Raw genomic sequence first — 20,746 nt, forward strand, 5'->3', positions numbered from 1 at the left:
GTAGTGTGGGAGATCCCATGTGAGAGTAGGTCATCGTCAGGCCCCTACACCCAAAGCCCCGCCGGTACTCGCCGTGCGGGGCTTTTTTTTGTGTGTGATAATGACGCCATGGATGAACGTCTGCGCCGCTATTACCTGACCGCCCTGGGGATTGAGCCTTGGTGTGCCCGCTGGCCCCTGCCGGGTGCGGCACCGTCTCCTGAGTTTCCTCCTGAGCCCGTGGCGCCGGCGCAGCCTGATAAACCAACGGCGGCGAAAGGTGTTATCCGCCAGCCGCCCCGGCCTGCACCTGCGGGGCAGGGTGTTTCCCTGGATGCAGTCCGAGAAGCACTGGGTTCCGGTGACGATGCGCAACCGGCGGAGCCCTCTGTAGAGGAAGCGCCTGTAGAAGAGGCCAGCGCCACTTCCGTTGCGGGTCAACAGGCGTTCAGCGCCATGGTCTGGCATGGGGGGCACTTCAGCCTCGCCGCCTCGGCCGCCGGGGATCTTCCGTATAAGCTTGCAAACAGGCTTGGTGTCAATATCCTTTGTGCGCTCGGGGAAGTCGTGCAGGATGGAGCTACCGTTTTCCGTTGGCCGCCGTTCGATAATCCTGAACTTCCCGGCAGTGATGACGCCACTTTTGAGAATGTGCTGGAACGCCTTACGGGTGGGTCAGCCTCAGGGCAGTGGATCCTCCTTGGCGAGGAGGTGGGGGCTGCGATGGGGTCCATGCTGTCATCGAAAGGGCATACTGTATTGCTGTCGTCTGAGCAGATACTCGGTGAGCTTCTGGCGGAACCGGCCGCCAAGCGTGCGCTCTGGGAGCATATGAAACCCCTGGTGCAGCAGGGGCAGAACCGATGACCCACGGCATGCATGAACTCCGTCTGGATCAGAGCCAGCTGGCGATGACAGCGTTGGATGAGGCTGACGTTCCCGGGATGATGGCTCTTGAGGAGGCAGCCTCCGGCCATCCCTGGACCCAGGGGCAGTACCTGACCTGTATGGGCGCTGAATACCGGTTCCATGGTGCCTGGTATGGCGATGCCCTTGTGGGGTTCATCGTGGACTGGCGCATGCTGGACGAAGGGCACCTGATGAACCTGTGCGTTCATGGGCAGTTCCAGCAGCAGGGAATCGGCCGCTGCCTTTTGCGGTACTGGCTTGCCACCATGCAGCGCGAGGGTATGGCAACGCTCACGCTGGAAGTCCGTGAGTCCAACCAGGCGGCCCTGCGCCTCTATGCCAGTGAAGGGTTCGAGGACCAGGGGAGCCGCCCCGGGTACTACCGTACAGCCGATGGGACCGAGGCTGCGCGGATCATGTCGCTGAGGCTTTACGCCGGTTCGTGCCGGTAACGCCTGAACTGCTACAATCGCCGTCCTTTCGCCGGAGCGTACCAGAGAGAGAGCAGACCCGACGCCATGAGCGATTTCACCGAGGAAGTCCGTAAACGCCGTACCTTTGCGATCATTTCGCACCCTGACGCGGGTAAGACCACCATCACCGAGAAGGTCCTGCTGTTCGGCAATGCGCTGCAGAGTGCGGGAACCGTCAAAGGCAAGAAGTCCGGGCAGCATGCCAAGTCCGACTGGATGGAGATGGAGAAACAGCGGGGGATCTCCGTAACCACCTCCGTCATGCAGTTCCCGTATCAGGACTGCCTGGTGAACCTGCTTGATACCCCGGGGCACGCGGACTTCTCCGAGGATACCTACCGTACGCTCACCGCCGTGGATTCCTGCCTGATGGTGATCGACGCGGCCAAGGGCGTGGAGGAGCGTACCATCAAGCTGATGGAGGTGACGCGCCTGCGGGATACGCCCATCCTGACCTTCATGAACAAACTGGATCGCGATGTCAGGGATCCGGTGGAGCTCATGGATGAGGTCGAGGACGTGCTCAATATTGCCTGCGCCCCCATCACCTGGCCCATCGGCATGGGCAAGCAGTTCCAGGGGGTCTATCACCTGCTCCGGGACGAGGTGGTCCTGTATCAATCCGGCCAGGGGCATCGCATCCAGGACACCCGCGTGATCAAGGGGCTGGATAACCCGGAACTGGACCAGACGATCGGTACCTACGCGGAGGAGCTGCGCGAGGAAATCGAACTGGTCAAGGGTGCTTCCCATGAGTTCGACCTGGATGCCTTTCTCCGGGGCGAGCTCACCCCTGTTTACTTCGGTACGGCGTTGGGGAACTTCGGCGTGGATCACATGCTCGACGGGCTGGTTGAGTGGGCACCGTCGCCCCAGACCCGGGAGCTCACGCAGCGCCCGGTTGAGGCTACCGAAGAGAAGTTCTCCGGCTTTGTGTTCAAGATCCAGGCGAACATGGACCCCCGGCACCGTGACCGGATCGCATTCCTAAGGATCGTCTCCGGGCGCTACCAGCAGGGCATGAAGATCCATCATGTGCGGATCGGCAAGGATGTGCGCATCAGCGACGCACTGACTTTCATGGCCGGTGACCGGGAGCGGGCCGAGGAGGCCGTTGCGGGCGACATCATCGGGCTGCACAACCATGGCACCATTCAGCTTGGTGATACCTTCACCGAGGGTGAGAAGGATCGGTTCACGGGTATTCCCAACTTTGCGCCGGAGCTGTTCCGTCGTATCCAGCTGCGTGACCCGATGAAGGCCAAGCAGCTCCAGAAGGGGCTGATCCAGCTTTCCGAAGAGGGCGCCGTGCAGGTATTCCGGCCGGTGCGCAACAACGACCTCATCGTGGGTGCCGTGGGCACGCTGCAGTTTGACGTGGTTGTGGCCCGGCTTAAGAACGAGTACGGGGTGGATGCCGTCTATGAGCCCATCAACGTAGCAACGGCGCGCTGGATTACCTGCGATGACCCGAAAAAGCTGGAAGAATTTGAGCGCAAAAACCAGGATAATCTGGCCCTTGATGGCAGCGACAACCTGACCTATATCGCGCCCACCATGGTCAATCTCCAGCTGGCGCAGGAGCGTTACCCGGATGTGTCCTTCCACAAGACCAAGGAGCGGTGAAACGCCCGCGCAGGGGTTGATCGATGCCCACTGCCACATTGATTTCCCCTGTTTTGACGAAGGGCGGGAGCAGCTTCTGGCCGAATGCGCCGCAAGCGGGATCCGCAGGATTGTGGTGCCCGGGACGGTGCCGGACGGCTGGTCGAAGATCCTGGAGCTGGCATGCACCTATCCCATTCTGGCTCCGGCAGCCGGCCTTCATCCCTGGTGGGCGGATGAATTCGGGGACGACAGCCTCGAGCAGCTGGACCAGCTTCTGGCCGCCAACAGTGATCTGGTGGCGGTGGGGGAATGCGGGCTGGACCGGAAGCGGGGAGCGGCTCTGGAACCGCAGCAGGCGGTTTTTGAGGCCCAGATCCGGTTGGCCGCACGCCATGGTCGGCCGTTGCTAATCCACAGTGTGGGAACCCATGACACCGTGCTGTCATTGCTGCGCCGGACCGGATTCACGGCCCCCTTTCTGATGCACGGTTTTAGTGGCTCCCTGGAGCAGGCCAAAGCGCTGGTCCGTCAGGGCGGGTTTATCGGTGTCAGCGGCATCATCACGCACCCGCAGGCCAGCAGGGCGCGGCGTGTCATGGCTCAGCTGCCTCTGGAAGCGCTGGTGCTGGAGACGGATGCACCGGGCCTGCCACCCCACGGGGTGCCCAGGGATAGCAATACGCCACTTAATCTACCCTGGGTCCTGAATGTCCTCTGTGGCCTCCGGGAAGAACCCCGGGCGGCGATTGTGGCCGCAATCCGGGACAATACCCGGCGGCTGTTCATGCAGCGACTGGGTACCGAGGGTTTGCAGAAGCGGGGCGCTCCGGTATAATGCCGCACCTGGCTTTTGGCGGGATCCGCAGCCCAGCCCCGATGCGGACCCGTTCGATACCTGGTTGTGATTACACGTCGCGGCCCTCGCAGGACGTGACGTCATAGCTTATTGATTCAAGGCGGGATTCATGAAAACTCAGAGTGCAAAACCGGAAAGCGTTACACGCGACTGGTTCGTGGTGGACGCGGCTGACAAGACGCTGGGGCGTCTTTCAACGGAAATTGCCCGTCGTCTTCGGGGCAAGCATAAACCGGAATTTACCCCTCATGTGGACACGGGTGACTACATCGTGGTCATCAATGCGGAGAAAGTGCGCGTGACTGGCAGAAAGAGCACGCAGAAGCACTACTATCGCCATACCGGCTATCCGGGTGGGCTGCGTTCGATGAACTTCGAGGAGATGATCCAGCGTCATCCCGAACGTGTCATCGAGTACTCAGTGAAGGGCATGCTGCCGCGTGGTCCGCTGGGTCGTGCCATGTTCCGGAAGCTCAAGGTCTATGCCGGCGACGAGCATCCGCACGCCGCTCAGCAGCCCCAGCAACTCGAGATTTAAACGGAAGGCGATTATGTCAGCTACTTATAACTACGGTACCGGTCGTCGCAAGATGTCGTCCGCACGGGTGTTTATCAAGCCCGGCAGCGGTAACATTGAAGTCAACGGGCAGTCCCTGGAACACTTCTTCGGTCGTGATACCCTCCGGATGATCGTCAAGCAGCCACTGGTGGTTGCCGACGCCGAGAACCGGTTCGATATCAAGATCACCGTCAGCGGTGGTGGTTCCAGCGGCCAGGCCGGCGCGGTCCGCCACGGCCTGACGCGCGCGCTGATGGACTACGATGAGACGCTGCGCCCTGCGCTGCGCCGTGCCGGCTACGTGACGCGTGATGATCGCGCGGTTGAGCGTAAGAAAGTCGGTCTCCGCAAGGCTCGTAAGCGGCCGCAGTACTCCAAGCGCTAAGCCGCCTTCGGCGGCAGCCCCGGAAGGCCCGATTTGCAGATCGGGCCTTTTTGTGTCGGGCAGTGCAAGGTTGCAAACTTGTAAGCGGTGACTGATTTAAATAACATTTGGTCGTTTTGATGCGGGTTGAACGCGACCGAATCAGGAGCGAACCGAGTGCGTCGAATGACCGCCTCGGCACGCGAATGCTTAATGGGAGAAGGCCAGTATGAACAATGGCGACGTGAACCACGGTCGGCGGCGCTTTCTGGTGGGCGCAACGACGGTTGTTGGTGGCGTCGGGGCTGTTGGAGCCGCGGTGCCGTTTGTCAGTTCCTGGTGGCCCAGTGCCAAAGCTGAGGCAGCTGGGGCCCCACGCAGGGTGGATATCTCAAAAATCGATGCTGGTCAACGGATAACCGTTGAGTGGCGTGGGAAGCCGGTTTGGGTGGTAAGGCGCACATCGGTAATGCTGGAAAACCTTGAAGGGATTTCTGATCGCCTTGAGGATCCGGAGTCCAAGGAGCCTCAGCAGCCTCCCTACATCGAGGGCCATGCCCGTGCGATCAAGCCGGAGTTCCTGGTTGTAGTTGGTATCTGCACCCATCTGGGCTGCTCGCCCAGCTTCAGACCTACGGAAGGCGCTGAAGGTCTCGGTGATGATTGGCCCGGCGGATTCTTCTGCGCCTGTCACGGATCCAAGTTTGATCTTTCGGGGCGGGTCTTCACGGGCGTTCCTGCACCGACCAATCTCGAAGTCCCGCCGTACCGATATGAGGATGACGGTCAGACCATCGCCATTGGCCTGGATCCGGAGGATGCAGCATGAATAAACTTCTTCAGTGGGTCGACGAACGGTTGCCGGTTGTGGACGCTTTCGAGCGCCACATGAGCAAGTACTACGCCCCCAAAAACTTCAACGTCTGGTACGTCTTTGGCGTTCTCTCGATGCTGGTGCTGGTCAACCAGCTTCTGACAGGCATCTGGCTGACTATGATGTACACGCCGACTGCCGAGGGCGCGTTCGCCTCGGTTGAATACATCATGCGGGATGTGGAATACGGCTGGCTGCTGCGCTACATGCACTCCACCGGCGCCTCCATGTTCTTTCTGGTGGTCTACCTCCACATGTTCCGGGGCCTCATGTACGGCTCCTACCAGAAGCCACGTGAGCTGATCTGGGTCTTCGGCATGGCGATCTACCTGATCCTCATGGCGGAGGCGTTCATGGGCTACGTGCTTCCCTGGGGACAGATGTCCTACTGGGGCGCCCAGGTCATCATCAACCTGTTCAGTGCCATTCCCGGCATCGGCGAAGACCTGGCGTTGTGGATCCGGGGTGACTACCTGATCTCGGGCGCTACCCTCAACCGCTTCTTCGCGTTGCACGTGGTGGCGATGCCGATGGTGCTTATCGGGCTGGTGATCCTGCACATCCTTGCTCTGCACGAGGTTGGGTCCAACAATCCTGATGGCATCGATATCAAGAAGAACAAGGACGCTGACGGCAAGCCGAAAGACGGCATCCCGTTCCACCCCTATTACACGGTGCATGACCTGGTACCGATTGCGGTCTTTCTTGCGGTGTTTGCCATCGTTGTTTTTTACTTCCCGGAAATGGGCGGGTACTTCATTGAGAAACCGAACTTCCAGGAGGCGGACCCGCTGCAGACCCCGGATCACATCGCGCCAGTGTGGTACTTTACACCCTTCTACGCGATGCTGCGGGCAATCACCTTCAATCTGTTGGGCCTTTCCTCGCAGTTCTGGGGTGTTGTCGTGATGGGCGCTGCCGTAGCCATCCTCTTTGTGCTGCCCTGGCTTGACCGGAGCCCGGTGCGGTCGATGCGCTACAAGGGGTGGTTCAGTCGTGGCGCGCTGGCGCTGTTCGCGGTCAGTTTCGTGATGCTCGGCTATCTGGGGGCTGAACCGGCGACGCCGATCAAGACGATGCTCGCGCAGCTCGGCACTGCCATCTACTTCGGTTACTTCATCCTCATGCCGTTCTATACACGGATGGAGTCCACAAAACCGGTTCCGGAGAGGGTGACAACCAAATGAAACAGCTTCTGACCATAATACTGGTGATGTGCATGCCGGTCGTCGCCCTGGCGGCTGGTGGTGGTGGCGGCAACCTCGACAGTATGGAGCCGGACCTGAGTGATCAGGCCTCGCTCCAACGTGGTGCCCAGCTCTTCACCAACAACTGCATGGGTTGCCATTCGGCGGAGTATTCCCGCTACAAGCGGGTGGCCAAGGACCTCGGGATTCCGAAGGAGCTTTACGAAAAGAACCTGATCTTCACGGATGCCCGTTTCGGTGAACTGATGAACATCGCCATGCCCGAGGAGCAGGCCGCTTCCTGGTTCGGCACAGCACCGCCGGACCTGACCCTGACTGCAAGGGTGAATGGGCCGGACTGGCTCTACTCGTACCTGCGCGCTTTCTATAAGGATGAAAGTCGGCCGCATGGCGTGAATAACGCGGTGTTCGACAACGTGGGCATGCCCCATGTAATGGTCAACCAGGGCGGGCTCTGCGCCGAGCCGCCTCATCTTGGCCAGGAACCGGAAGTGGATCCCTCCACCGGCGAAGTGGTCGGGGATAAGATCTGCGATGACTGGGCGATTGAAGGTAGCATGGAGCCGGAAGAATTCGACCGGGCCATGTATGACCTTACGAACTTTTTGGTCTATCTTGGTGAGCCGGCCCTGATGGATCGCAAGCGTATTGGCGTTTACGTGCTGATCTTCATCGGTGTCTTCTTCATCTTCGCGTACCTGCTGAACCGCGAATACTGGAAAGACATCCACTGAGGGAGTCCGGTATAATCCCGCCTCCAGCGCCCGGTACGCCGTACCGGGCCATCCGCGTTCAGTCCCTTCTTTCCGATCGGCGATATCATGGGGTAATACTATGGCGGCTGTGACCAAACGGTCCTCAATGACCTTCTTTTCCGACCCGCAGAGCCATTACAGCCACCGGGTGAGAATTGTACTGGCTGAGAAAGGGGTGACCGTTGATGTGGTCAATGTCGACCCCTCAAATCCGCCTGCGGAGCTTGCCGACCTGAATCCCTATAATGCGCTGCCGACTCTGGTGGATCGGGATCTGGTGCTCTACGAACCCAATATCATGATGGAATACCTGGATGAGCGGTTCCCGCACCCGCCGCTGCTTCCGGTGTATCCGGTAGCACGGGCCCAGAGTCGGTTGATGATGTGGCGTGTGGGGCGCGACTGGTGCTCCCTGGTGGACCGGATTGAGGTGGGCGGCAGCAACAGTGATGCCGAGCAGGCGCGGAAGGAGTTACGGGAAAGTCTGGTAGCCTCGGCCCCGCTGTTCCAGGAGATGCCGTTCTTCCTCAGTGAGGAGTTCACCATGGCGGACTGTTGCATTGGGCCACTGCTCTGGCGCCTGCCAGTGTTGGGCGTTGAGTTGCCGGAAAAGCGCATCAAGCCGCTGGAACAGTACATGGATCGGCTTTTCGAGCGTCGGGGATTCAAGGCCAGCCTTTCCGATTCGGAAGAGGACATGCGAACCTGATCCAATTGATCGGGCAGACCGGGAGTGAGTAATGAAATCGAGCCGACCCTATCTGATTCGGGCGCTCAATGAATGGGTTCTGGATAATGATGCGACACCGCATCTGGTTGTTGATGCAGGTATGAATGGCGTCCAGGTTCCGGCGGATTACGTCTCCAACGGTCAGATCGTGCTCAATATCAGTCCTTCCGCGGTCAAGGAGCTGATGCTGGGTGATGACGCCGTTTCCTTCACTGCTCGCTTTGGGGGCGTTCCGGTCAGTATTTACGTGCCGGTGTACGCCGTCATGGCCATCTATGCCCGGGAGAACGGCGAGGGTATGGTCTTCGGGCAGGAGCCTGGCGACCCCGAACCTCCGGATGGGCCTTCAGGGGAGCCTGGAGAGCAGAGCGATGAGGGCGGCAGTGCCGCGGATTCCGGCTCGAAGCGCCCGAATCTCAAGGTGGTTAAGTAGCCCCCGGAGTCAGCTGTCGCTGAAAAGGTGAGCCTCAATCTCGGCGCAGAGCGTATTGAGGATCACCACCATCAGTTCCGCAGTGCAGGCTGTGCCCATATCCGGAAGCGTGATGTCGATATCGTCTTCGTGGAACAGTGCGTGGATGTCGGTCTCCGAGCGACCGGTTACCGCGATGACCCTGATACCTCTGTCGTGGGCAGCCTGAAGGGCCTGGATCAGGCTTGAGCGGTTCCCATCATCGGTCAGAAGAAGCAGTGAGTCCCCCTCGTGGCCGAGTGCCTGGATCTGCCGTGAAAACACTTCCTGAATCCGGTTGCTGAGACCGATTGCGGCCAGCGTCGTGGCATCCGCTCCCAGGTTCAGGACCGGCAATGCCGGCCTTTCCGTCTCGTGATAGGCAAGCATGCAGCTGGCGAAATACTGGGCAAAGGCATTGGCCTTGCCACTCCCGCATACCAGAACCTGGCGTTCACTGAGCAGTGTTTCCACTATGGCCTCGGCGGCCTGACCCAGCACAGGCGCAACGATGCTGGCTGTCTCGCCGATGCATTCCATGTGGGTGGCAATGTGCTGGTTGAAGCGCTGTTCTGTGTCACTCATGGCGTAGCATCAAAGGCATTGGGTATCCATTCAAACTCATAGTGGTGCTCCCGGGAGATGGTGACCGCAAGCATATCAAAACGGCAGAAACAGTCGTTGAGGCCGTTACGGTGCAGGTAGAATCGGGCTGCCTGGATCAGCTTGCGCCGCTTGCGCCCATCCACGGAGGCAGCCCCGTCCACAAGGGCGCCTTCCTGGCGGGCTCGGACCTCTATGAAAACAAGCGATTCCCCATCATGTCCGATCAGGTCAATCTCGCCGGCGCGGCAGTTGAAGTTCCGTTCAAGGATGTGTAGACCCTGGGATTCCAGATAGTCCGCCGCTGCTGTTTCCGCATCCCGTCCCTGGCTGCGTCTGTCCATCCCTGCCTCTCCTGTTTTCCTTTACTCGTTGTCAGTGGTGTCCGGCAGCACGCCCTTTTCTTCCGTTGGCAGAGGGGTGGGCTCTCCCTTGCGGAACACTGCCCAATCGGGAGTTCGTTCAAAACTGCCATTACCGCTGTTGCGGATCATGCCGGTAACCCCCTGGTAGCGGTAGGCCTCGATCTCCTGCAGAGGCTGGATCTGGTGGGTCAGGCGATAGCTGTCAAAGCCAAGGGCAAACAGCCGGTCGTAGTTGTTTCCCAGTGCGGGAAACAGCGACTGCAGCGTGTCGCGCTTCGGCGGTGCGTCGCCCAGAACCCAGGGGATATCGGTAAACCGGATTCCATCCAGGTCGCTGTCCCTTGACGGGTTGGGGGAGCCGCGATAGAGCAGGGAACTGCCGTAAACCGGCAGGTCGCCTCCGTAATAGAAAGCGAAGAGCGGGTTGATCTGGCGTGCGTTCTCCGGAGACGCCAGCAGAACGATCGCATCCATGTCCTGGCGACGGCGTGGTTCGAAACGCATTGTGGTGCCGGTCAGACGCATCAGGGCATTGGCACGCCGACGACTCTGGTTGATATTGAAACCGTCCGCCACAACACGGTTGAGGTTGCTGTCCCCGGCGTATTGAACCGTCTCCAGCAGAGTGATGCCTTGATTCTCCGCTGCCCTGCGCAGGGCCTTTTCCATCCGTATGCCCCAGTCGCCTTCGGGCAGGAAGGCAAGCACGTTACTGTGGCCGTCCTGTTTCAGGCGCCGTGCGATAGCCTGCATCTCGTCTTCGCTGCCCAATCCGAACTGGAGCAGGTTGTCCGGCGTAATGAGCGCATCACGGTCGTAGTTCAGTGCCAGGACGGGGATGCTCAGCGCCGGCAATGCGGTCAGTTCCTGAACGCCCTCCTTGCTGAGCGGCCCGACTACGAGGTCCGGGTCTGTGTTGAGCAGGTTCCCGTAGATAGCGCTGAAAGTGCTGGCGTGGGTATCATGCAGGGTAATGGTGGGTGTTGTGCGGTCAGGGTCTTCAAGGTCCTGATAATAGGCAGCGAGGAACCCTTCGCGTACGGCTTCTCCCGCGCCTGCAAGAGGCCCGCTCAGTGGCAGTGCCAGTGCTACTGAGTCCGGGCGGAGTTCGTCCAGTTCACGCAGCAGTGCGAGCTCTCCCGGGAAAGGGTCCGCAGCACCGTGGTCAGGCCATACCTTCTTCCAGTCCCGGATGGCCCGGGAGCGGGCTTCAACCTCATGCTGGTCATGGGCTGCCAGTGCCAGTGCGAGCTCCAGCCAGCCGCGTGCCTGGTAGTCCGAGCTGCGCTCGGCGACCGGCTCCAGCTCCGCCCGGGGGACCTCGCGCAATGCACTCCAGATACGCTCATTGAGCGCTTCCGGCTGGCGCGTGTCGCTGCCACTCCAGAGAATCAGGGTCCGGGCGCCGGGCAGGTGGCGTTCTGCAAGTTCATAGACGCCAGCAACCGAGTCAAAGGCGCCGGCCCTCTGATCCAGGGGCAGCCGCAGCGGTAGTTTCGGATCCAGCTGGTCAGCCAGCGCCCGGGCAGCATCCGCGTCGCCGCGCTCAACCGCATCACGGCTGCTCAGCCACAGGTAACGGTCCCGGAGCTCGTCGTCGAGTTGATCCGGGTCCATCGCATCCAGAAGCGAGCGTGCGGTGGCATATTCCCCGTCAGCCTGCAGCATTTCGGCTGCCTTGAGCTGATATTGTCGGCGAAGGCTGGCATCATTGGTGTCCGCTGCGCCACTGAGCAGGCCCTGGATGGTGGTGGGTTGCTGCTCGGGAGTGGAGACCGGCTCCACGGCACAGCCGGCAACGAACAGCAGCAGGAAAACAGTCAGGACCGGCAAACGGATTGTCATGGGCGTCTCGGCTGGCGTTGTTGCAGGTGATTCGGCTTCATTGGAATCCGGCGATTCTAACAGGTAATGGCAGTCTGAGCATGGCCGAGACTTTACAGAAAGGTACCCTCTATGTCGTGGCGACGCCCATCGGCAATCTCGCAGATATAAGTACGCGCGCAGCCTGGGTGCTGTCGGGTGTGGATCGGGTGCTGGCCGAGGATACCCGCCAGACCCGGCGGCTTCTTGAGCACCTGGATCTGCACAAGACACTGACTCCGCTCCACGAACACAATGAGGATCGTCAGCTCGCACAGGTACTGGAATGGCTTCGCGGTGGCGAAATGCTGGCGCTGGTCTCTGATGCCGGGACGCCATTGATCTCTGATCCGGGCTTCGCCCTGGTCAGGGCGGCACGGGAGCAGGGGCTGCCGCTGGTCACGATTCCTGGTGCCAGTGCTGTAACGGCGGCACTGGCGGTGGCGGGGCTGCCCACGGACAGGTTCGTGTTTGAAGGCTTTCTGCCCGCGAAAGCGGGGGCGCGCAGGCGGGCGCTCGAGGCCCTGGGTCGGGAAACCCGAACCATGGTGTTCTATGAATCCCCCCGCCGGGTGGCGGGCGCACTTGCGGACATGGCCGCCGCTTTCGGCGATACCCGTGTCGCGGTGGTGGCCCGCGAGCTCACCAAGGCTCACGAACAGTCGGTTCAGGGCACGCTGGCGGAACTTGCAGAGCAGGTCGCGGTTGGCACGATTCCGTTAAAAGGGGAGTTTGTGATTATGGTTGCGGGCGCTGAGGTGGAGACAACCGGCCTGGATGTAGAGGCGGATCATCTGCTCACGCAGCTGATGACGCGGCTCAGTGTCAGTGATGCCGCCCGCATGGCCGCCCGTATCACGGGCCAGGGGCGCAGTGGGCTCTATCAGCGGGCCCTCGCGCTGCAGGGCCGGGAATAAAGCCCTTGTAAAACGCTGCAGAAGCCGTTAATTTCCCCGCTGAGTCCGCTATGCAGTCGCTGTTCCCGTTTCGTACGGGGATGGAGGAAAGTCCGGGCTCCACAGGGCGGAGTGCCAGGTAACGCCTGGGCGGCGCGAGCCGACGGAAAGTGCAGCAGAAAGGAAACCGCCTAAGCGGCCCATGGGCCGCCGGCAAGGTTGAAAAGGTGCGGTAAGAGCGCACCGCGTGGCTGGCAACAGTCCACGGCGACGGTAAACCCCACTCGGAGCAAGGCCAAATAGGAGTCCAGAGGTGTGGCCCGCACCGGACTCGGGTAGGCTGCTTGAGGTCTGCGGCGACGCAGATCCCAGAGGAATGACTGCACGCGACAGAACCCGGCTTACAGGTGGACTCGAACAGGCCCGTAGCTTCTCACTCAGGGAAGCGCGGGCCACCCCTTCTATTCCGATCCTTTCTTTTGAAGTACCTCTCTTATAGCAAAAAAGTCTTGACCTTGACGTGAATTCTTGGAGTTTTCTCCAGGTTTCTGAAAAGGCGGCATTTGTTGCCTGCGTGTTACCTTCCGTTCATCGCTTATTCCTCTAAATCACTGGCACAACGGCATTTTTTCCTGATCCAGGCGGTCTGGGTTTTCTTGCATTGCCCGGGGAGTCTTCTTATAGTGTCGCCAAGTGGTAAAAAGTGGCATCAAGTGGTGTCTTGTGGGTGATGAGTGGTGGCAATGGGTCAGTTGATGACCCGGCCACTGAATCGGGGTAGCGAATCGACCATGACGAATTTTCTCGGCAGTCATGCGATCAATATGGACGCCAAGGGGCGCCTGGCGATCCCCGCTCGTGTGCGCGAGGACCTCGAGACCCTCTGTGGTGGCCGAATTGTTCTGACTGCTCACACCGAGGAACGCTGCCTGCTGGTCTACCCCGAGCCGCAGTGGGAGGAGATCCTGCCCAAGATCGAAGCGTTGCCGAGCTTCAACAAGGCGGTACGTCGCACCCAGCGGCTGCTTATTGGTTATGCAACACCACTGGAACTGGATGGCGCGGGCCGGATTCTGGTACCGCAGCCACTGCGTGATTACGCCGGCCTGGAGAAAAAGCTCTACCTGGTCGGCCAGGGCCGCAAGCTGGAACTCTGGAGCGAGGATCGCTGGATGGCCTGGCTTGAGGAGGATGATGGCGATGAGGAAATCCCCGAGGAAATGAAGTCCCTGTCGCTTTAGCGGGGGCTGGAGAATTGGCCATGGCTCATGAGTCCGTACTGCAAGAGGAAGCCGTTGATGCGTTGGTGACCACGCCGGCGGGCCGGTATGTGGATGCGACTTTCGGTCGGGGCGGCCACAGTCGGGCCATTCTGGAGCAGTTGGATGATACCGGCCGACTCCTGGTTCTGGACCGTGATCCCGAGGCGATCCACGTGGCGAGGAAGCTGGCGGATGAGGATCACCGGGTCAGCGTGCAGCGTGGCGACTTCGGTAGCCTGGCCGGACTTCTGAATGAGGCCGGCTGGTCCTGGGTGGATGGGGTCCTTCTCGACCTGGGCGTCTCCTCCCCGCAGCTGGATGAACCGGAGCGTGGCTTCAGTTTCCGTCACGACGGCCCGTTGGATATGCGCATGGACCCGGATGCTGGCCAGAGTGCTGCCGACTGGTTGGCGCATGAGGATGAGAAGGAGATTGCGCGGGTCCTGCGTGACTACGGCGAAGAGCGGTTCGCGAAGCGTATCGCCCGCCGCATTGTGGAGGCACGGCAGGAACAGCCAGTTACCCGTACTACGCAGCTGGCCGAACTGATCCGTGAGGCGGTGCCGTTCGAGGACCGTTACAAGCACCCGGCGACCCGCTCGTTCCAGGCGATTCGCATCCGGGTGAATGAGGAATTGCCACAGCTGGACGAAGCACTCCGTCAGGCGGCGGACCACCTCGCCCCAGGAGGGCGGCTTGTGGTGATCAGTTTCCATTCGCTGGAGGACCGCCGCGTGAAGCGTTTCATGCGCGACCTCAGCCGGGGGCCGAAACTGCCGCGCGGCGTGCCGGTGACGGCCGAGATGGAAGAGACCGGATTCCGGACGATTGGCCGTGCCGTGCAGGCATCAGAGGCCGAACGCAGCGTGAATGTGCGTGCGCGCAGCGCAGTGATGCGTGTGCTCGAGCGCAGCAGCGCGGGGGAGGCCTGACCATGGGTGCAACAGCAGTCAGAACAGAGACCGGAGGGCGTGCGCTGCGCTGGCGGGAAGTGCTGGACGCTGCGGCACGTATTTCCGGTCGCATATTCCGGGGGCTCTGGGACTCCAGGGTTCTGGTGACGCTGCTGATGCTGCTGGTGCTGACGGTTTCGGCACTGGCGGTGGTGCATGCGTCCCATCTCAACCGGACCCTGTACGGCACCCTCAATGACCTCCGGGATGAGCGGGATGCCTATCAGCGGCAGTGGACACAGCTGCTTCTGGAACAGAGTGCGCTAAGCGCGCACAGCCATGTGGAAGGGCGCGCGGCGCGGGAACTGGATATGAAGGTTCCCGCCCGCGATGACATTGTAGTCGTGACAACGCGGTAGATTCATGGCGGGAAAAAAACACCAACAGACCGCTCGCAGGCACGACCGCGTGGCCATGGCATCGTGGCGGCACCTGCTGGTGCTCGTTGCGGTACTGGGCTCCGCCGTCGCCGTCGCCGGTCGGCTGGTGGAGCTGCAGGTGCTGGACCATGAATTCCTGCGCAAGCAGGGCGAGGAGCGCACCGCCCGTGTTGAACCCATTGACGCCAACCGCGGCGTGATCCGCGACCGTCACGGCGAGCCCCTGGCCATCAGCACCCCGGTGAAGACCCTCTGGGCCAACCCCGGTGAACTGCCCCCGGATCATCCCGCGATCCCCCGCCTCGCGGAGGTGGCGGAACTGGATGCGGAACAGCTGCGCGAACGCCTTGCCAGCAACAGCGAGCGTGAATTCCTCTACCTGCGTCGTAAGGTTCAGCCCGCCCTCGCGCGGGAAGTCATGGATCTGGGCGTTCCCGGCGTCTACAGCCGGCGTGAATACCGCCGCTATTACCCGGCCGGGGAGGTGGCTTCACACGTGGTCGGGTTTACCAATATTGATGAGCAGGGCCAGGAGGGGCTGGAGCTCTCCTTCAATCACTGGCTGGCCGGTGAGAAGGGCAGCAAGCGCGTTCTCCGGGATAACCGTGGGCGCACCATCCGTGATCTCGGCCCCATCAAGGAAGCCCACCCCGGTAACGATCTCAGCCTGAGCCTTGATCTCAGGCTCCAGTACCTCGCCTACCGTGAGCTCAAGGCGGCGGTGGAGGCCCACGAGGCACGCGGCGGTACCGTTGTAATGCTGGATGCCGACACTGGCGAGATCCTGGCAATGGCCAACCAGCCCGCGCTCAACCCGAATGATCGTGAGCAGAGGGATCCGGCTCGTGTCCGCAACCGCGCGATTACCGACCTTTACGAGCCGGGCTCAACCGTCAAGCCCTTTACGGCTGCAGCAGCACTTGAGTCCGGCGAGTTCACCCCGGAAACCGTCATCAACACCAGCCCCGGCTACCGCCAGATGGGCGCCTACACCATCCGGGACCACCGTGATTATGGCCGGCTGTCGCTCAGCGAGATCATCGTCCGCTCTTCCAATGTTGGCATCAGCCGCGTCGCCTCCGAGCTTTCCGGGGAGCGGCTCCAGAACCTGTTCTACGGCGTGGGTTTCGGGCAGTCCACGGGCATCGGCTTCCCCGGGGAGTCGGTTGGCATCCTGCCGGCGAGCATGAACCTGCGGCCGGTGGAGGTGGCAGCACTCTCCTATGGCTATGGACTCAGCGTGAACGCACTGCAGATGGCCCAGGCTTACATGACCCTGGCCAATGGCGGCATCCGTTACCCGGTGACCCTGCTTAAAAACGATGAGGCCCCCAAGGGCCAGCGGGTGATGTCGAAAGAGACCGCACGCCAGGTCCGGGGGATGCTCGCCAGTGTTGTGGAAGAGGGTACCGGGACCCGGGCGGACCAGGGCATCTACCGCCTGGCGGGCAAGACCGGGACGGTCCACCTGGTTGGTGCCAGCGGCTATGAATCCGATCAGTACAAAGCCCTGTTCGCCGGCATGGGCCCGGTTGATGATCCGCAGGTGGTGACCGTGGTCACCGTTGATGCGCCTTCGCGTACCGAATACTACGGCGGTGAAGTGGCCGCGCCCATTTTTGGGCGCATCATGGGTGATGCGCTGCGGCTGCTGAATGTGAGCCCCTCCGGGGGTGCATCCATGGCCGACGAATCCAGCGGTGCTGAGGGAGGTCAGGGATGAGCCACGTCGCGCACAGTCTCAAGAACCTTCTCCGGGACCGGGTTGCCATTCCCTCGGTACTGGATGTCTGGGTCCATGGGCTCAGTGCCGATAGCCGGCGTGTCCGTCCGGGGGATGCCTTCATCGCCCTGGCCGGCTCTCGGGAAGACGCCTGGGCGCATGTGGATGAGGCCGTGGCGAAGGGAGCGGCGGCGATCCTGCTTGAAGCCGACGCCGGAGAAAACCCAAGGGAGTACCTGGGGGCCGTTCTGGTGCCGGTTGCCGACCTGCCGGACTGTGTTGCGGGCCTGGCGGACTATTTCCATGGCCACCCATCCGCCCACCTCACCGTGGTCGGAGTGACCGGCACCAATGGCAAAACCTCGGTTACCGGCTTCATCGCGGCCATTCTGGAGGCAGGCGGTGTTCCCACGGCGACCATGGGAACGCTTGGCTACGCCTTCCGGGAATTCCAGGAAGAAGCCAGTCATACAACGCCGGACGTGGCCCGGGGTCATGATCTGCTTGCACGCTTCCTGGAGCAGGGGGCTAAAGCAGTGGTCATGGAGGTCTCATCCCATGCCCTCGTTCAGGGCCGTGTGGGCCGGGTGCGGTTTGATGCCGGTGTGTTCACCAATCTGTCGCCGGAACACCTGGACTACCACAGCGACATGGCCGCCTATGGCGCCGCCAAGGCGCGCCTGTTCACCGATCACGAACCGGAAATCGGCATCGTGAACGCGGACGATGAATTTGGCCGGCAACTGCCCGGTCAGCTGCCGGCCGAAACCCGTCTTTGGCGTTATGGCCACACCGCGGAGCAGCTCGAGTGCCGCATCCGTGATCCCCGGCCCGCCTCCGAGGGCATGGCCGCGACCCTGGATACCCGCCTGGGACGGCTGTCATTGGAGACCCGTCTCATGGGCCATTTCAATATTGAGAACCTGGCGGCCGCCAGCGCCACGGCACTGGCCCTGGGCGTTCCGCCCAGGGTGGTCGAGGCCGCTGCCGGCGAGGTGGCAGCGCCGCCGGGGCGCCTCGAGCCCCATACGGCGGCCAATGGCCTGAAGCTGGTGATTGATTACGCCCACACCGCAGCGGCACTCGAACAGGCGCTCACAGCGCTCAGGCCCCATGTCAACGGCGAGCTCTGGTGCGTGTTCGGTTGCGGTGGCAATCGCGACCAGGGCAAGCGCCCGGCGATGGGCGAGGTCGCGGTGCGGTTGGCGGATCATGTGATCCTGACGGATGACAATCCACGGGACGAAGCCCCAGAGGCTATCGTGGAGGGAATCCTTTCCGGAATGGCCGATGGCGTTGGCGTCCGGGTTATCCATGACCGGGATGAGGCCATTACCACCGCCTTCCGTGAAGCGGAACCGGCGGATCTGGTTCTGATTGCGGGCAAAGGGCATGAAACCACCCAGGAGCGTAACGGCGTCCGTATCGCCTTCAGCGATGCCGGGGTGGTACGCAGGCTGATCAGTAAGGGAGGGGAAGCAGCATGATGCGTGCATTCTCCCTGGCGGAAATCACCCCCCTGGTCCAGGGCACCCTGCGCGGTGAGGACCTGTTCTTCACTCGTGTAGGCATTGATACCCGCACGCTGCCAAAAGGGGCCCTCTATGTGGCCCTGAGTGGTGACCGGTTCGACGGTCACGATTTCGTGCGCGAAGCCGAAAAGGCGGGGGCCTGCGCCATCATCGCCGAGAAGGAGGTGGACGCCAGCATGCCGGTGATCCAGGTGCGGGACAGCCGGTATGCACTGGGGCGCCTTGCCGGGCTCAACCGTTCCGAATTCGCGGGGAAGCTGGTGGCTATTACCGGTAGCTCCGGTAAGACCACTACCCGGCAGATGATGCAGACGGTGCTGGCGGAAGCCGGCTCCGTGATGGCAACCGAGGGCAACCTGAACAATGAGATCGGTGCGCCGCTGACCCTTTTCCGGCTTGGGCCGGATACGGATTACGCGGTTGTGGAGCTGGGGGCCAGCGGGCTCGGCGAGATCGCCTGGACCGGATCCCTGTCCGCGCCGGATGTCGGCATCATCGCCAACGCCAGCGAGGCGCACCTGGAGGGCTTTGGCAGCCTTGAGAACATCATCTCCGCCAAGGGCGAGATCATTGACTCAGTGCGCGCCGGGGGCACCGTCATCCTGAACCACGACGACGACGCCTTTGAGGAATGGCGCGCACGCGCCGGCATGCGCCGGGTGCTCAGCGTCTCTGCGGACGGGCGTCAGGATGCCAGCTTCCGGGCGGAAGCCATGCGTGAGGATGCCGATGGCATTGCCTTCACACTGCTCGGGGATGCCGTGACCGCCACCGACATCCGGCTGCCCATTCCGGGCCGGCACAACGTGGCCAACGCCCTTCTGGTGGCGGCCGCAGCGCACAGCCTGGGGCTGGATATGGACCGGGTTTCCTGGGGGCTGGCAAAAACACCGGCCGTTTCCGGTCGGCTGGAGCCGATAACACTGCGGCCCGGCATCCGGATTCTCAACGACAGCTACAACGCCAATCCGGCCTCCATGGCGGCCGCGCTCAGGACACTCGCTGCTATGCCGGCACCGCGTATGGCGCTGTTGGGGGATATGGCGGAACTGGGGTCGGAAGCTGCCAGCCAGCACCGGGCTCTGGGAGAGCTGGCCCGGCAGCTGGGTATTGAACAACTGATGGTCACCGGAAGCCATACCAGCGATTACGCCGATGGCTTCGGTGACGGGACCCATACCGGTGATGCCCCGGAAGCACTGGCGGACCGGGTATGGGACGAACTGGGGGAGACCGCCTCGATCTTGGTCAAGGGCTCGCGCAGCGCGGGCATGGACCGGGCGGTTACCCGTCTCAAAGAGAGGAACGACGACGCATGCTAGTCTGGCTGACTGATTTTCTGGCGCAGTACATCAGCGGCTTTGCCGTGTTCCAGTACATTACGCTCCGGGGCATTATGGGCGTGCTGACGGCACTGCTGACCTCGCTGCTTATCGGCCCCGCCATGATCCGGCATCTGGCCCAGTACCAGATCGGCCAGGCGGTGCGGGATGACGGTCCCGAAACACACCTCAGCAAGGCCGGTACCCCTACCATGGGCGGTGCGCTCATCCTGGTGGCGGTGGCGCTGAGTACCCTCCTGTGGTCGGACCTGACCAACCGCTATGTCTGGATCACGCTGGGCGTGACGCTGGCATTCGGCGCTATTGGCTGGGTTGATGACTACCGCAAGGTGGTGGAGCGCAATCCCAAAGGGCTGCCGGCGCGCTGGAAATACTTCTGGCAGTCAGTGACCGGGTTTCTGGCAGCCGTGGCCCTCTACGCCACCGCCACGTTGCCCCAGGAGATCACCCTGATCATGCCGTTCTTCAAGGACTTCGGCCTGTTGATGGGGCCGATTGCCTTTGTGGTACTGAGCTACCTGGTGATTGTCGGCAGCAGCAACGCCGTCAACCTCACCGACGGACTGGATGGGTTGGCCATCATGCCGACGGTCATGGTCGGCGCCGCCCTGGGAATCTTTGCCTATGCCTCCGGTCACGCTAATTTTGCGGACTACCTGCAGATTCCGAACCTGCCGGGCACCGGCGAACTGCTTGTCTACTGCGGCGCCCTGGTCGGGGCTGGTCTGGGCTTTCTGTGGTTCAACACCTATCCCGCGCAGGTCTTCATGGGGGATGTGGGCTCCCTGGCGCTGGGTGCGGGCCTTGGCGTTCTGGCGGTCATCGTCCGCCAGGAGATCGTGCTGTTCATCATGGGCGGCATCTTTGTGGTGGAAACCCTCTCAGTCATCGTCCAGGTGGCGTCGTTCAAGCTCACCGGGCGGCGGGTCTTCCGCATGGCGCCACTGCATCACCACTTTGAACTCAAGGGCTGGCCGGAGCCGCGCGTGATTGTGCGGTTCTGGGTCATCACGGTCATTCTCGTACTCGTGGGTCTCGCGACCCTCAAGCTGAGGTAGGG

At 61.8% G+C, this 20,746-nt stretch carries 22 protein-coding genes and 1 other RNA gene; 20 read left to right on the forward strand and 3 right to left on the reverse strand.

The genetic code is table 11. From position 1 onward, the window contains the following. Positions 1–108 precede the first annotated feature (108 nt). The 11 genes from H4I92_RS00150 (at position 109) to H4I92_RS00200 (ending at position 8,748) form a co-directional block, all read left to right on the forward strand. On the forward strand, positions 109–846 hold the full coding sequence (locus H4I92_RS00150) for a hypothetical protein (RefSeq protein WP_143512558.1): 738 nt from the start codon (positions 109–111) through the stop codon (positions 844–846). A gap of 8 nt (positions 847–854) precedes the next feature. Then, positions 855–1,340 (forward strand): ribosomal protein S18-alanine N-acetyltransferase, encoded by a 486-nt coding sequence (gene rimI / locus H4I92_RS00155; protein WP_223073621.1) that lies wholly within the window; start codon positions 855–857, stop codon positions 1,338–1,340. A 66-nt stretch (positions 1,341–1,406) separates the two neighbouring features. Next, positions 1,407–2,987, forward strand: coding sequence for a peptide chain release factor 3 (gene prfC, locus H4I92_RS00160; RefSeq protein WP_077528633.1), 1,581 nt, complete (start codon positions 1,407–1,409; stop codon positions 2,985–2,987). After that, a complete protein-coding gene (locus tag H4I92_RS00165; RefSeq protein ID WP_077528634.1) occupies positions 2,956–3,804 on the forward strand; it encodes a TatD family hydrolase in 849 nt (282 codons plus the stop codon). Before prfC ends, H4I92_RS00165 begins: the two co-directional genes overlap by 32 nt. Positions 3,805–3,934: 130 nt before the next feature. Beyond that, positions 3,935–4,363 (forward strand): 50S ribosomal protein L13, encoded by a 429-nt coding sequence (gene rplM, locus H4I92_RS00170; protein WP_077528635.1) that lies wholly within the window; start codon positions 3,935–3,937, stop codon positions 4,361–4,363. A gap of 13 nt (positions 4,364–4,376) precedes the next feature. After that, the gene (gene rpsI / locus H4I92_RS00175; protein WP_077528636.1) at positions 4,377–4,769 is read left to right on the forward strand and encodes a 30S ribosomal protein S9; all 393 of its coding nucleotides are present in this window, start codon (positions 4,377–4,379) and stop codon (positions 4,767–4,769) included. Between the two features lie 208 nt (positions 4,770–4,977). Further along, on the forward strand, positions 4,978–5,577 hold the full coding sequence (gene petA, locus H4I92_RS00180; protein ID WP_077528637.1) for a ubiquinol-cytochrome c reductase iron-sulfur subunit: 600 nt from the start codon (positions 4,978–4,980) through the stop codon (positions 5,575–5,577). Next, entirely contained in the window at positions 5,574–6,809 is a 1,236-nt protein-coding gene (locus H4I92_RS00185; protein WP_077528638.1) for a cytochrome b, read from the forward strand. The genes petA and H4I92_RS00185 overlap by 4 nt, the downstream gene beginning before the upstream one ends. After that, complete coding sequence (locus H4I92_RS00190; protein WP_077528639.1) at positions 6,806–7,564, forward strand: cytochrome c1; 759 nt, start codon at positions 6,806–6,808, stop codon at positions 7,562–7,564. The genes H4I92_RS00185 and H4I92_RS00190 overlap by 4 nt, the downstream gene beginning before the upstream one ends. Before the next feature lie 100 nt (positions 7,565–7,664). Further along, positions 7,665–8,294, forward strand: coding sequence for a glutathione S-transferase N-terminal domain-containing protein (locus tag H4I92_RS00195; RefSeq protein ID WP_077528640.1), 630 nt, complete (start codon positions 7,665–7,667; stop codon positions 8,292–8,294). 31 nt (positions 8,295–8,325) lie between these two features. After that, complete coding sequence (locus H4I92_RS00200; RefSeq protein ID WP_077528641.1) at positions 8,326–8,748, forward strand: ClpXP protease specificity-enhancing factor; 423 nt, start codon at positions 8,326–8,328, stop codon at positions 8,746–8,748. Between the two features lie 9 nt (positions 8,749–8,757). Here H4I92_RS00200 and H4I92_RS00205 read toward each other — a convergent pair whose 3' ends face one another. The 3 genes from H4I92_RS00205 to H4I92_RS00215 are packed head-to-tail and all read right to left on the reverse strand — an operon-like array spanning position 8,758 to position 11,579. Further along, positions 8,758–9,351, reverse strand: a complete 594-nt coding sequence (locus H4I92_RS00205) for an SIS domain-containing protein (protein ID WP_077528642.1) — start codon at positions 9,349–9,351, stop codon at positions 8,758–8,760. After that, positions 9,348–9,713 (reverse strand): YraN family protein, encoded by a 366-nt coding sequence (locus tag H4I92_RS00210; RefSeq protein WP_077528643.1) that lies wholly within the window; start codon positions 9,711–9,713, stop codon positions 9,348–9,350. Before H4I92_RS00210 ends, H4I92_RS00205 begins: the two co-directional genes overlap by 4 nt. A gap of 21 nt (positions 9,714–9,734) precedes the next feature. Continuing rightward, positions 9,735–11,579, reverse strand: a complete 1,845-nt coding sequence (locus tag H4I92_RS00215; RefSeq protein WP_077528644.1) for a penicillin-binding protein activator — start codon at positions 11,577–11,579, stop codon at positions 9,735–9,737. Between the two features lie 80 nt (positions 11,580–11,659). Here H4I92_RS00215 and rsmI point away from each other — a divergent pair, with 80 nt between their 5' ends. The 9 genes from rsmI to mraY all read left to right on the forward strand — a co-directional run bounded on the left by rsmI (position 11,660) and on the right by mraY (position 20,744). Beyond that, positions 11,660–12,514 (forward strand): 16S rRNA (cytidine(1402)-2'-O)-methyltransferase, encoded by an 855-nt coding sequence (rsmI, locus tag H4I92_RS00220; RefSeq protein ID WP_077528645.1) that lies wholly within the window; start codon positions 11,660–11,662, stop codon positions 12,512–12,514. 40 nt (positions 12,515–12,554) lie between these two features. Beyond that, positions 12,555–12,913, forward strand: an RNA gene (rnpB, locus tag H4I92_RS00225) — RNase P RNA component class A. A gap of 371 nt (positions 12,914–13,284) precedes the next feature. Next, complete coding sequence (gene mraZ / locus H4I92_RS00230) at positions 13,285–13,734, forward strand: division/cell wall cluster transcriptional repressor MraZ (RefSeq protein WP_077529066.1); 450 nt, start codon at positions 13,285–13,287, stop codon at positions 13,732–13,734. Between the two features lie 20 nt (positions 13,735–13,754). Next, positions 13,755–14,687: a 16S rRNA (cytosine(1402)-N(4))-methyltransferase RsmH gene (gene rsmH, locus H4I92_RS00235; RefSeq protein WP_077528646.1), complete on the forward strand. Its 933-nt coding sequence runs from the start codon at positions 13,755–13,757 to the stop codon at positions 14,685–14,687. Between the two features lie 2 nt (positions 14,688–14,689). Next, complete coding sequence (gene ftsL, locus H4I92_RS00240) at positions 14,690–15,067, forward strand: cell division protein FtsL (RefSeq protein ID WP_077528647.1); 378 nt, start codon at positions 14,690–14,692, stop codon at positions 15,065–15,067. Positions 15,068–15,071: 4 nt separating this feature from the next. Next, positions 15,072–16,811: a peptidoglycan D,D-transpeptidase FtsI family protein gene (locus H4I92_RS00245; RefSeq protein WP_077528648.1), complete on the forward strand. Its 1,740-nt coding sequence runs from the start codon at positions 15,072–15,074 to the stop codon at positions 16,809–16,811. Further along, a complete protein-coding gene (locus H4I92_RS00250) occupies positions 16,808–18,298 on the forward strand; it encodes a UDP-N-acetylmuramoyl-L-alanyl-D-glutamate--2,6-diaminopimelate ligase (protein ID WP_077528649.1) in 1,491 nt (496 codons plus the stop codon). The genes H4I92_RS00245 and H4I92_RS00250 overlap by 4 nt, the downstream gene beginning before the upstream one ends. After that, positions 18,295–19,665, forward strand: coding sequence for a UDP-N-acetylmuramoyl-tripeptide--D-alanyl-D-alanine ligase (locus H4I92_RS00255; RefSeq protein WP_077528650.1), 1,371 nt, complete (start codon positions 18,295–18,297; stop codon positions 19,663–19,665). The genes H4I92_RS00250 and H4I92_RS00255 overlap by 4 nt, the downstream gene beginning before the upstream one ends. Further along, positions 19,659–20,744 (forward strand): phospho-N-acetylmuramoyl-pentapeptide-transferase, encoded by a 1,086-nt coding sequence (mraY, locus tag H4I92_RS00260; protein ID WP_077528651.1) that lies wholly within the window; start codon positions 19,659–19,661, stop codon positions 20,742–20,744. Before H4I92_RS00255 ends, mraY begins: the two co-directional genes overlap by 7 nt. The last annotated feature ends 2 nt before the right edge of the window (positions 20,745–20,746 follow it).

Source organism: Vreelandella halophila, assembly GCF_019903425.1.
In the GTDB taxonomy this organism is placed as follows: Bacteria; Pseudomonadota; Gammaproteobacteria; order Pseudomonadales; family Oleiphilaceae; genus Halospina; species Halospina halophila.